The sequence below is a fragment of the Monashia sp. HAY1-5C genome (assembly GCF_056755255.1).
On sequence record NZ_JBPGXG010000136.1, the window covers coordinates 1 to 11,506 of the forward strand.

The following is an 11,506-nucleotide window of genomic DNA, read 5'->3' on the forward strand; positions in this document are numbered from 1 at the left end:
TCCGTCGTCGGCAGCGTCAGATGTGTATAAGAGACAGGGACCGGCGCGGGTCCCGGCGAGGGCTCCGGCGTCGGCGCGGGCCCCGGGCTCGGTCCCGGCTCAGGCGTGGGGGCGGGCCCGGGCGTCGGTCCCGGCTCAGGCGTCGGGGCAGGTGTCGGGGCGGGTGTCGGGTCGCCCGGCGCACCGGGCTGCGTCCCGTCGTCCTCCGGCGGCAGGCCGAGGGCGTCGCGGACCCGGTCCGAGCCCTCGTCGAGCTGCTCGGCGTACCGGCCGCCCGTCTTCTCGTTGATGAGCTCCTCGGCCTTGTCGAGGCCCTGGCCCACCTGGTCCGGATGGCCCTTGATGAAGTCCTTGGCCTTGCTGATCCAGTCGCTCACGTGTCCTCCGGGATGGCTGGACCGGGGCGGGGAGCGCCCCGGACGGCGGCGGCGCCGCCACGGAGCCGACGTTACGCCTCTGGCACACTGCTGGGGTGCTTGTGACCCTGTCCACCGCGACCACCCAGCCGAACGGCTTCTCGGTGACGAACCTGCTCGTCGCGCTCGTGTTCGTCCTGCTCTTCTGGCTCTTCCAGCGCTGGCTGCGCGACCGGGTCTCGACGCGGCGCCGCGAGCGGTGGGCGGAGGAGGACCGGCGCGAGCAGGAGTCACTCGGGGACGAGCACACCGGGGACGCAGACCACCCCGTCGGCCCCACGTCCCCTGACGGCACTGCCGACCCGGACGACCCGACGCCCCGCTGAGGCTCAGTCGGCCTGGTGCAGCTGTCGCGCGGCCTCGGCGACCGACCCGGACAGCGACGGGTAGACGGTGATGGTGCTGGCCACCTGGTCGACCGACAGCCGGTTCTGGACGGCGAGTGCCACCGGGAAGACGAGCTCGGACGCCTTGGGTGCGACGACGACGCCGCCGAGCACGGTGCCGTGGGCCTTGCGGCAGAAGAGCTTGACGAAGCCGTCGGTGATGCCCTGCATCTTGGCGCGCGGGTTGCGCGCGAGGGGCAGCATGACCGACTCGACGTCGGGCGACTCGTCGGCGGCGTTCTGGCTGATGCCGACGGTCGCGATCTCGGGCTCGGTGAAGATGTTGGCGGCCACCCCGCGCACGTTGAGCGGGGCCACGGCGTCGCCGAGGGCGTGCCACATGGCGATGCGGCCCTGCATGGCGGCGACGGAGGCGAGCGGCAGCACCCCGGTGCAGTCTCCGGCCGCGTAGACCCCGCCGACGCTCGTGCGCGAGACGCGGTCGACCTGGATGTGTCCGGACGGGCTCAGCTCGACGCCGGTGTCCTCGAGGCCGAGGCCCGCCGTGTTGGGCACGGAGCCGACCGCGAGCAGGGCGTGCGACCCTTCGACCGTGCGGCCGTCGACGAGGGTGACGACGACGCCGTCCGCGGTGCGCTCGACCGAGGCCGCTCGCGACTTGTTCAGCACCTCCATGCCGCGCTTGCGGAACACCTCCTCGATGACCGTCGCGGCGTCGGCGTCCTCCCCGGGCAGCACGCGGTCGCGGGAGGACACGAGGACGACCTGCGAGCCGAGCCCGAGGTAGGCCTGCGCCAGCTCGGCACCGGTGACGCCGGAGCCGATGACGACGATCCGCTCGGGCAGCTCGTCGAGGGAGTAGATCTGCTGCCACGTCAGGATGCGCTCGCCGTCGGGGCGCATGGTGTCCATGACCCGCGGCGAGGCGCCGGTGGACAGCAGCACCACGTCGGCGGGCAGCTCACGCGTCGTGCCGTCGGCGAGGTCGGCGACGACGAGGTCGCGCCGGGCGAGGCGGGCCGTGCCGGGCAGGACGGTGACGCCGACCTGCTCGAGGCTGCCGCGGATGTCGGCGCTCTGTGCGGCGGCGAGCTCGAGGATGCGGCCGTTGACCGTCCCGGCCTGGGCCACGGCATCGGACACCTCGTCGCCGTCGTCGTCCTGCAGGCGCACGCCGAGGTGCGAGGCGGTCTGGAAGTCGGACATGTAGTCGGCGGTGGCGATGAGCGCCTTGCTCGGGACGCAGTCGGTGAGGACCGCGGCGCCACCGAGGCCGTCCTTCTCGACGACCGTGACCTGCGCGCCGAGCTGGGCGGCGACGAGCGCCGCCTCGTACCCACCCGGGCCGCCCCCGATGATGACAACGGACGTCTCACGCGTGATCACGCGTCCATCCAACCATCCCGCCGGGAGGTGTCCGGCACGTGGAGGGCGTCGCTAGAGTCCTGAGCGTGACCACGACGCACCTCGACCTCGCCGACCCCTCGACCGACCCCTTCGCCGTCGCCGAGGCCGCGGCGGCCGTCATCGCCGAGCGCACCGGGGTCGAGCGCCACGACGTCGCCCTCGTCCTGGGTTCCGGCTGGGGTCAGACCGCCGATCTCGTCGGGCAGACCCTGACGACCATCGAGAACGCCGGCGTCCCGGGTTTCCACCGCGCCGCGGTCGCCGGGCACTCCGGCACGATGCGCTCGGTCGCCATCGGTGAGACCGGCCGGCGCGCGCTCGTCTTCGGGACGCGGACCCACTTCTACGAGGGCCGTGGGGTGCGGTCGGTGGTCCACGCCGTCCGCACGGCGAAGGCCGCCGGGTGCAGCACCGTCGTCCTCACCAACGGCTGCGGGGGCCTCAACCCGGCGTGGGGTCCGGGTACCCCGGTCCTCATCCGCGACCACATCAACCTCACGGCGCACTCCCCGATCGAGGGACCGAACTTCGTCGACCTGACCGACGTCTACACGCCCCGGCTGCGCCAGCTCGCACGCGAGGTCGACCCCGACCTCGACGAGGGCGTCTACGTGCAGTTCCGCGGGCCCCACTACGAGACCCCGGCCGAGGTGCAGATGGCCAGGGTCATCGGGGGTGACCTCGTCGGCATGTCGACCTCCCTCGAGGCCATCGCGGCCCGCCAGTGCGGCCTCGACGTGCTCGGCATCTCGCTCGTCACCAACCTCGCGGCCGGCATCTCCGAGACGCCGCTGCACCACGAGGAGGTGCTCGAGGCGGGGCGCGCGGCCGCGGAACGGTGCGGTCGCCTCCTCGCCGCGGTCGTGGGGCGCATCTGATGGCCGCCGTTCCCGGCACCGACGCCCCGGGCACCGACGCCCCCGGCACCGACGCCCCCGGCGCCGACGCGCTCCTCGCGGTCGTCGCCGCGTGGCGCGACGACGACCCGGACCCGACGACGCGCGGCGAGCTGGACGCGCTGCTCGAGCGGGCGGCGGCCGGCGACGACGCGGCACGGACCGACCTGGCCGACCGCTTCGCTGGCATGCTCGAGTTCGGCACGGCGGGACTGCGCGGCGCGCTCGGCGCCGGCCCGAACCGGATGAACCGCAGCGTCGTCATCCGGGCCGCGGCCGGGCTGACCGCCTACCTGCGCAGCGAGGGCGGCGCCGGCGACCACCCGACCGTCGTCATCGGCTTCGACGCCCGCTACAACTCCGACGTCTTCGCCCGCGACACCGCGGCGGTGGTCGTGGCCGCCGGGGGCCGCGCCCTGCTCCTGCCCCAGCCGCTGCCGACACCGGTCCTCGCCTTCGCGATCCGTCACCTCGGCGCGGACGCCGGCGTCATGGTCACGGCGAGCCACAACCCACCACAGGACAACGGGTACAAGGTCTACCTCGGCGACGGCAGCCAGATCGTGCCGCCGTCCGACGCGCAGATCGCCGCGCACATCGCCCGCGTCGAGCGCGTCGCCGACGTCCCTCGCGCGCACGACGGCTGGGAGACCCTCGGCGACGAGCTGCTCTCGGAGTACCTCGACGCCGTCGTCACCGTCCTCGATGCCGGCTCGCCGCGCGACCTCGCGATCGTGCACACCAGCCTGCACGGCGTCGGCCACGGGACCGTGACGGCCGCGTTCCAGCGCGCCGGGTTCGCCGACCTCGCGGCCGTCGACGAGCAGGCCGTGCCCGACCCCGACTTCCCGACCGTCGCGTTCCCCAACCCCGAGGAGACGGGGGCCATCGACCTGGCCCTGGCGCTGGCCCGGTCCGCGCCGTGCGACCTCGTCATCGCCAACGACCCGGACGCCGACCGCTGTGCGGCCGCGGTGCACGACCCGGCCCTCGGCGACTGGCGCATGCTCCGCGGTGACGAGGTCGGTGCCCTGCTCGGCGCCCACGTCGTGCGGCGCGGCGTCGGGCGCGGCGACGTGTTCGCGAACTCGATCGTGTCCTCGCGCCTGCTCGCCGCCATCGCCCGAGCCGCCGGGGTGGACCACGAGGAGACGCTCACCGGCTTCAAGTGGATCTCACGCGTGCCGGGCCTGCGCTACGGGTACGAGGAGGCGCTCGGCTACTGCGTCGCGCCGCAGCTGGTCCGCGACAAGGACGGCGTCAGCGCCGCGCTCCTGCTGGCCGAGCTCGCCGCGTCCCTCAAGGCGCAGGGGCGCACGCTGACCGACCTGCTCGACGACCTCGCCGCCGAGCACGGCGTGCACGCCACGGACTCCTTCTCGGTGCGGGTGTCCGACCTGTCCCGGACCGAGACGTTGATGAACCGGCTGCGGTCCGGCCCGCCGGCGTCGGTGGCCGGAATCACCGTGGTGCGCGTCGACGACCTGTCGCGCGGCGACGGTGGTCTGCCGCCGACGGAGGGGTTGCGGTGGTACCTCGAGGACGACTCCCGCGTCATCGTGCGCCCGAGCGGCACGGAGCCGAAGGTCAAGGTCTACCTCGAGGTCATCGAGCCGGTCGAGGGGCCCGACGCGCTCCGGATGGCGCGCGCCACCGCCGAGACGCGTCTCGCCGCCGTGCGAGCCGACCTCGAGCACCTCACCGCGATCTGACCGCGGGCCCTGCCCACCCGTTCAGACGACGAAGGTCCCGATGACGAAGAAGGCGGCGGCCGCCAGGAGCAGCCCGACCGAGACCGGGTCCCACACCTGCGTGGCGATGCGCGGCGTGCGCCCGTCCTTGCGGCGGCGGTCCTGCTCCCGCCGCTCCTCGATCTCGGCCGCGACGGTCTGTGCATCGACCTTGGGACGGCGCGGACGGGTGTCGGCCTCGGCGCCGGCGGTGCCGGCCGTGCCTCGGAGCCGGTTGGCCCCGATGGCGAGGGCCTGACGTCCGTACCTGGGCCGGCCGGGGTCGGCCGGCACGCCCCAGGCGGTGTACCTGCGCCCGGCACAGAACAGCTCGAGCGCCCAGCGCGAGCGGACCTCGTCGATGGCCGGCCACGTCACGTCGACGACCCGCATCGGGTTGACGAGGCGCACACCCTCCGCGTGGATGACGGCGCTCGGACGCACGACGAACAGCCACAGGAGGACGAGGGCGAGCACGACGCTCGAGATGAGCGTCCAGCTGCGCGACGGCGTCAGCAGAGCCGGCACGAGCAGGGCCAGACCGCAGACGCCCCCGGCCGCGCCGACGGCGATCGAGGACCCGGGACGCACGGTGTGGGGGTCGCGAAGCGGTCCGAGGCCCGCCGGCGTCGCGTCCGCGGCGCCACCGGGGCGTGTGGCGTCGAACGCCTCGTCGTCGCGGCTCACGCGTCCTCCCCGTCGCCTCGTCGTCACCGCCCGGTCAGCCGGGCACGCACCCTCCGGGTCCGAGGGTCATCGCCTGACTCTCTCACGCGCCGGACGTGGCGACGACGGCCGGGGCCGCCTCGGCTCGGTCGGGGGCGTCTCGGATGGTGGATACACTCGGCGAGTGACCGTTAGTACGACGACGACGACGCGCAGCGCGCAGGAGCTCACCGCCCAGGCGCGGGACGTCCTCGGGGTGTCGCGCCTGACCAACTCGGCCCTGACCTCGTGGCTGCACGGGCTCCCCGGCGTCGACCAGGTCGGCTGCGAGGCGCGGGCCGCCTCGCTCGGCACCCGGTCGATCAAGACGACGAGCAAGGCCTGGGCCATCGACACCGCGATCGGCATGATCGACCTGACGACGCTCGAGGGCGCCGACACCGTCGGCAAGGTCCGCTCGCTGTGCGCCAAGGCGCTCGTGCCCGACGCGCTCGACCCGACGACGCCGCGTCCGGCGGCCGTCTGCGTCTACGGGGACATGGTCGCGACCGCCAAGGACGCCCTCGGCGACAGCGGCATCCACGTGGCGGCCGTCGCGACCGCGTTCCCGTCCGGGCGCGCCAGCATGGCGGTCAAGCTCGCCGACACCCGCGACGCCGTGCGCGCCGGGGCCGACGAGATCGACATGGTCATCGACCGGGGAGCGTTCCTGTCCGGCGACCACCTCACGGTCTTCAACCAGATCGCCGAGGTCAAGGCCGCCTGCGGGACCGCGCACCTCAAGGTCATCCTCGAGACCGGCGAGCTCGTGACGTACGACAACGTGCGCCGGGCGTCCTACCTGGCGATGCTCGCCGGTGGTGACTTCATCAAGACCTCGACCGGCAAGGTGTCCCCCGCGGCGACCCTGCCGGTCACCCTCGTCATGCTCGAGGCGGTGCGCGACTGGCGCGAGGTCACCGGCGTGCAGGTCGGCGTCAAGCCCGCCGGCGGCATCCGCACGACCAAGGACGCCATCAAGCACCTCGTCATGGTCAGCGAGATCGCGGGCGACGACTGGCTGACGCCGGAGTGGTTCCGTTTCGGCGCCTCGAGCCTGCTCAACGACCTGCTGCTGCAGCGGCAGAAGCTGGCGACCGGCGCCTACTCCGGTGCCGACTACGTGACGATCGACTGACCGAGGACCCTGATGCCCACCTTCGAGTACGCCCCTGCGCCCGAGTCGCGCGCCGTCGTCACCATCGAGAAGTCCTACGGCCTCTTCGTCGACGGCGCCTTCACCCGCCCCAAGGCCACCTTCGCCACCGTCAACCCCGCCGACGAGTCCGTCCTCGCCGAGGTCAGCCAGGCCGGACCCAAGGACGTCGACAAGGCTGTGGCCGCCGCCCGCCGCGCCTACGACGGTGCCTGGGGCCGTCTGTCGGGCGCCGAGCGCGGCAAGTACCTGTTCCGCATCGCGCGCATCCTGCAGGAGCGCGCGCGAGAGTTCGCCGTCCTCGAGACCCTCGACAACGGCAAGCCGATCAAGGAGACCCGCGACGTCGACGTCCCGACGGCCGCGGCCCACTTCTTCTACCACGCGGGCTGGGCCGACAAGCTCGAGTACGCGGGCCTGACGCCGTCCGGCGGACCCGTGCCCCGACCGCACGGCGTCGTCGCACAGGTCATCCCGTGGAACTTCCCGCTGCTCATGCTCGCCTGGAAGGTCGCGCCGGCGCTCGCGACGGGCAACACCGTCGTGCTCAAGCCGGCCGAGACGACGCCGCTCACGGCGCTGCTGTTCGCCGAGGTGTGCCAGCAGGCCGACCTGCCCCCGGGCGTGGTCAACATCCTCACCGGCGACGGGCGCACCGGCCAGGCGCTCGTCGAGCACCCCGACGTCGACAAGATCGCCTTCACCGGCTCGACCGAGGTGGGCAGGCTGATCGCCCGATCGATCGCCGGTACCGCGAAGAAGGCCACCCTCGAGCTCGGCGGCAAGGCGGCCAACGTCGTCTTCGACGACGCGCCCATCGACCAGGCCGTCGAGGGCATCGTCAACGGCATCTTCTTCAACCAGGGCCAGGTCTGCTGCGCGGGGTCGCGCCTGCTCGTGCAGGAGAGCGTCCACGACGACGTCGTCGCCCGGCTCAAGCGTCGCCTGGGCACCCTGCGCGTCGGGGACCCGATGGACAAGAACAGCGACCTCGGCGCCATCAACAGCCGGGCCCAGCTCGACCGCATCACGACCCTCGTCGACGCCGGTATCGCCGAGGGCGCCGAGCGGTGGAGCCCCGAGTGCACCCTGCCGGGCAAGGGCTTCTGGTTCCCGCCCACCGTCCTCACCGGCGTCTCGCAGACCCACCGGGTCGCGACCGAGGAGATCTTCGGCCCTGTCCTGTCGGTCCTGACCTTCCGCACGCCGCAGGAGGCCGTCGCCAAGGCGAACAACACGGCGTACGGCCTGTCGGCCGGCGTGTGGACCGAGAAGGGCTCGCGGATCCTCTGGATGGCCGACCGGTTGCGCGCCGGCGTCGTCTGGGCCAACACCTTCAACCGCTTCGACCCGGCCTCGCCCTTCGGCGGCTACAAGGAGTCCGGCTACGGCCGTGAGGGCGGGCGCCACGGCCTGGACGCCTACCTCACCACCACCCCTGCGACAGTCTCCTCGACCGCGACGGGAGCCGCCCGATGAGCCGCCTCGACGTCCGCAAGACGTACAAGCTCTACATCGGGGGCGCCTTCCCCCGCAGCGAGTCGGGTCGTTCCTACGAGGTCGTCTCAGCCCAGGGCCAGTTCCTCGCCAACGCCTCGATGGGCTCGCGCAAGGACCTGCGCGACGCCGTCGTCGCGGCGCGTGGCGCCTTCCCCACGTGGTCGGCGGCCACGGCCTACAACCGCGGCCAGGTGCTGTACCGCGTGGCCGAGGTGCTCGAGGGCCGGCGCGCGCAGTTCGTCGAGGAGGTGGCAGCAGGCGAGGGACTGTCGGCGCGCGCGGCGTCGGGCGTCGTCGATGCGACCGTCGACCGCCTCGTCTGGTACGCCGGCTGGACCGACAAGGTCGCCCAGGTGCTCGGCACCCTCAACCCGGTGGCCGGACCCTTCTTCAACGTGTCCGCTCCCGAGCCGACGGGCGTCGTGGGCGTCCTTGCGCCGCAACGCTCCTCGCTGCTGGGCCTCGTGTCCGTGGTGGCGCCGGTCATCGCGACGGGCAACACCGCGGTCGTGCTCAGCTCAACCGACCGGCCGCTGCCGTCGGTCACGTTCGGGGAGGTCCTGGCCACGTCGGACGTGCCGGCCGGCGTCGTCAACATCGTGACGGGGCGCACCGCCGAGGTGGCCCCGTGGCTCGCCTCGCACCGCGACGTCAACGCGATCGACCTCACCGGTGCGGCCGGCGCCGACGGACTCGAGTGGGGCGCGCTGGAGGCCGAGGCCGCCGGCAACCTCAAGCGGGTCCTGCGCCCGGCGCTGTCCGAGGGCGCCGCGGTCGAGCCGGACTGGAGCGCGGACCCAGGCCTGACCCGAATCCGTGCCTTCGTCGAGACGAAGACGGTCTGGCACCCGAAGGGCCTGTGACCGGTTCGTGAGCGCGGGGCGCGAGGCCGTGGGTGGCACGGACGCGACGGGCGAGATCGCGAGCGCTTCGTCGCCCGGCCGACGACGCGTGCTGCTGCTCACCGGGCCGAGCGGCGCCGGCAAGAGCCGGTTGGCCGCGCGGCTCAGCGCCGCCCACGGCTGGCCCGTCGTCCGGCTCGACGACTTCTACCGCGAGGACGACGACCCACGGCTGCCGCGCTCCCCCATCGGCATCGCGGACTGGGACCACATCGACTCGTGGGACGCCGACGCGGCGGTCACCGCCCTGCGGACCCTGGTCGACACCGGGCACGTCGAGGTCCCGGTGTACGACATCGGGGCCTCCGCCGTCACGGGTCGGCACGCCGTCGACGCCGGTCCCCGCGACCACATCCTCGCCGAGGGGCTGTTCGCGGGGCGCCTCGTGGCGCCGCTGCGCGCCGAGGGTCTGCTCGCCGACGCGCTGTGCGTGCGACAGAACCGGTACGTCACGGCGCTGCGCCGGTTCGCGCGCGACCTCGCCGAGCGCCGCAAGCCGCCCCACATCCTCCTCCGGCGGGGCCTGGCGCTGCTGCGGGACGAGCCGCACGTCGTCGCCGAGGCCCAGGCCCTCGGGGCGCGCTGCATCACGCCACGCGAGGCGGAGACGGAGCTCTCGCACCTCGTGACGAACAGCCGCCCCTGACGCCGTCGAGCGGCGGGCCTCAGCCCATCGGCGAGGCGACGTAGCCCAACGCGGCATACCCCGGCTTGATGACCTCGTTGATGAACCCGAGGCGCTCGTCGAACGGGATGAACGCCGACTTCATGGCGTTGATCGCCGCCCACCGGAAGTCCGTGAGGGTCCAGCCCGCCTGCTCGGCCAGCAGCGTCGACTCTTTCGTCATCGAGGTGTCGCTCATGAGCCGGTTGTCGGTGTTCAGCGTCACGCGGAACCGCAGCCGCTTGAGCAGCGTGATCGGGTGCAGCGGGATCGACAGCGCCGCGGAGGTCTGCAGGTTGCTGCTCGGGCACATCTCCAGCGGGATGCGCATGTCACGCACGTAGGCGGCGAGGCGGCCGAGGCGCACACGCTTGAGCTCGACGTGCACGAGCGCCTTCGGGTCGTCGCGGTGCCCGTCGAGCCACTCACCGAAGGGCCGGTCGTCGATGGTGATGTCGTCGACGATGCGCACGCCGTGGCCCAGCCGGTCGGCTCCGCACCACTGGATCGCCTCCCAGATCGACGGCAACCCGAAGGCCTCACCGGCGTGGATCGTGAAGTGCGCGTTCTCGCGGCGCAGGTACTCGAAGGCGTCGAGATGCCGCGTGGGCGGGTAGCCGGCCTCGGCACCCGCGATGTCGAAGCCGGCGACGCCGCGGTCGCGGTACCTCACCGCGAGCTCGGCGATCTCCGCGGACTTCGCGGCATGGCGCATCGCCGTCAGCAGGGACGTGACCCGGATGGGGTGACCGGCCACGGCGGACCTCGCCTCCCCGTCACGGAAGCCGGCGTTGACGGCCTCGACGACGGCCTCGAGCGACAGGCCACGACCGAGGTGCTGCTCCGGTGCGTAGCGGCTCTCGGCATACACGACACCGTCGGCACCCAGGTCCTGGGCACACTCGCTCGCGACGCGGAACAGCCCCTCCTCGGTCTGCATGACCGCGAGCGTGTGGTCGAACGTCTCGAGGTAGCGCGGCAGCGAGCCGGAGTTCGCACTCTCGCGGAACCAGCTGCGCAGGGCCCCCGCGTCGGTGGCCGGCAGGGACTCGTACCCCACCTCGCCGGCCAGCTCGATGATGGTCTGGGGTCGGAGCCCGCCGTCGAGGTGGTCGTGCAGCAGGACCTTCGGGGCTGCCCGCAGGTCGCCGACGAGGCCGGCGTCCGACGAGGAGGTGGGGACCGACGTCATCGGTGCGCGGTCGGTCACTGCTCGTCGTCCTCACGGTTGACCGTGTCGGGGCTGAAGGCCGGCAGGCACACCGCCACGTACTCGGCGCCCTCCGGGCCGCAGGAGTAGCGGATCCGCTCGCCGGCCCGTGTCACGACGCTCTGGCCGGCCTCCACGGACAGCTGGCCGCCGTCATGGTCCAGGAGCACCCGGCCCCGCAGGACGAGCGTGATCTCGTCGAACTCCGGGGTCTGGAAAGGCTCCGACCAGTCCGCCGGCGCCACCATGTGCGCGACGGAGACCGAGGAGCCGAGGCCGGCGTCCGGGCTGTTGACGGCGCCGACGTGCTCGTCGATGACCTTGCCACCGGGCACGGGAATGCGGGTCGGGGACGCGATGAGATGAGGCACGAGGCCACCCTACGCCCCGCGTCGGTGGCCGGAAGACGCCGCCGAAAGGCGCCCGGTGGACGACCCCGCGAACGCCGGGTGAACCCCGTTCGGCGCCGGCGGAAGGGCTCCTGCAAACGCTCCGTAAAATGCGGCAGAGGCCCTGCCCGGGGTGTCCCGGGAGGGCCTCTGTCGTGAAAGTGTGTCCGGCTGCGTCCTACTC

At 73.1% G+C, this 11,506-nt stretch carries 12 protein-coding genes; 7 read left to right on the plus strand and 5 right to left on the minus strand.

Annotated elements, in window-relative coordinates:
- The coding region (locus tag ACR9ZK_RS17585) for an antitoxin (protein WP_481343246.1) at nucleotides 1-377 on the minus strand (377 nt) is incomplete at its 3' end.
- Between the two features lie 95 nt (nucleotides 378-472).
- Here ACR9ZK_RS17585 and ACR9ZK_RS17590 point away from each other — a divergent pair.
- A complete protein-coding gene (locus ACR9ZK_RS17590; protein ID WP_481343247.1) occupies nucleotides 473-742 on the plus strand; it encodes a hypothetical protein in 270 nt (89 codons plus the stop codon).
- Nucleotides 743-745: 3 nt separating this feature from the next.
- Here the strand turns inward: ACR9ZK_RS17590 and ACR9ZK_RS17595 are convergent, their stop codons facing one another.
- Entirely contained in the window at nucleotides 746-2,149 is a 1,404-nt protein-coding gene (locus tag ACR9ZK_RS17595; RefSeq protein ID WP_481343248.1) for an NAD(P)H-quinone dehydrogenase, read from the minus strand.
- A 65-nt stretch (nucleotides 2,150-2,214) separates the two neighbouring features.
- On the opposite strand from ACR9ZK_RS17595, the gene ACR9ZK_RS17600 reads away from it, so the two are divergent.
- Nucleotides 2,215-3,048 carry a purine-nucleoside phosphorylase gene (locus ACR9ZK_RS17600; RefSeq protein ID WP_481343249.1) on the plus strand — a complete coding sequence of 278 codons (834 nt, stop codon included), beginning with the start codon at nucleotides 2,215-2,217 and terminating at the stop codon, nucleotides 3,046-3,048.
- Entirely contained in the window at nucleotides 3,048-4,778 is a 1,731-nt protein-coding gene (locus tag ACR9ZK_RS17605; RefSeq protein WP_481343250.1) for a phospho-sugar mutase, read from the plus strand. The genes ACR9ZK_RS17600 and ACR9ZK_RS17605 overlap by 1 nt, the downstream gene beginning before the upstream one ends.
- 21 nt (nucleotides 4,779-4,799) lie before the next feature.
- Here the strand turns inward: ACR9ZK_RS17605 and ACR9ZK_RS17610 are convergent, their stop codons facing one another.
- The gene (locus ACR9ZK_RS17610; RefSeq protein ID WP_481343251.1) at nucleotides 4,800-5,483 is read right to left on the minus strand and encodes a PH domain-containing protein; all 684 of its coding nucleotides are present in this window, start codon (nucleotides 5,481-5,483) and stop codon (nucleotides 4,800-4,802) included.
- Nucleotides 5,484-5,646: 163 nt separating this feature from the next.
- Here ACR9ZK_RS17610 and deoC point away from each other — a divergent pair, with 163 nt between their 5' ends.
- The 4 genes from deoC to ACR9ZK_RS17630 are packed head-to-tail and all read left to right on the plus strand — an operon-like array spanning nucleotide 5,647 to nucleotide 9,705.
- Nucleotides 5,647-6,639 (plus strand): deoxyribose-phosphate aldolase, encoded by a 993-nt coding sequence (deoC, locus tag ACR9ZK_RS17615; RefSeq protein WP_481343252.1) that lies wholly within the window; start codon nucleotides 5,647-5,649, stop codon nucleotides 6,637-6,639.
- A gap of 12 nt (nucleotides 6,640-6,651) precedes the next feature.
- The gene (locus tag ACR9ZK_RS17620; protein WP_481343253.1) at nucleotides 6,652-8,136 is read left to right on the plus strand and encodes an aldehyde dehydrogenase family protein; all 1,485 of its coding nucleotides are present in this window, start codon (nucleotides 6,652-6,654) and stop codon (nucleotides 8,134-8,136) included.
- Entirely contained in the window at nucleotides 8,133-9,020 is an 888-nt protein-coding gene (locus tag ACR9ZK_RS17625) for an aldehyde dehydrogenase family protein (protein ID WP_481343254.1), read from the plus strand. Before ACR9ZK_RS17620 ends, ACR9ZK_RS17625 begins: the two co-directional genes overlap by 4 nt.
- A gap of 7 nt (nucleotides 9,021-9,027) precedes the next feature.
- The gene (locus ACR9ZK_RS17630; protein WP_481343255.1) at nucleotides 9,028-9,705 is read left to right on the plus strand and encodes a uridine kinase family protein; all 678 of its coding nucleotides are present in this window, start codon (nucleotides 9,028-9,030) and stop codon (nucleotides 9,703-9,705) included.
- A gap of 19 nt (nucleotides 9,706-9,724) precedes the next feature.
- On the opposite strand, the gene ACR9ZK_RS17635 is transcribed toward ACR9ZK_RS17630, so the two are convergent.
- Nucleotides 9,725-10,915: an adenosine deaminase gene (locus ACR9ZK_RS17635; protein WP_481343257.1), complete on the minus strand. Its 1,191-nt coding sequence runs from the start codon at nucleotides 10,913-10,915 to the stop codon at nucleotides 9,725-9,727.
- Nucleotides 10,916-10,929: 14 nt separating this feature from the next.
- Nucleotides 10,930-11,304, minus strand: a complete 375-nt coding sequence (locus ACR9ZK_RS17640; protein WP_481343256.1) for a cupin domain-containing protein — start codon at nucleotides 11,302-11,304, stop codon at nucleotides 10,930-10,932.
- Nucleotides 11,305-11,506: the final 202 nt, after the last annotated feature.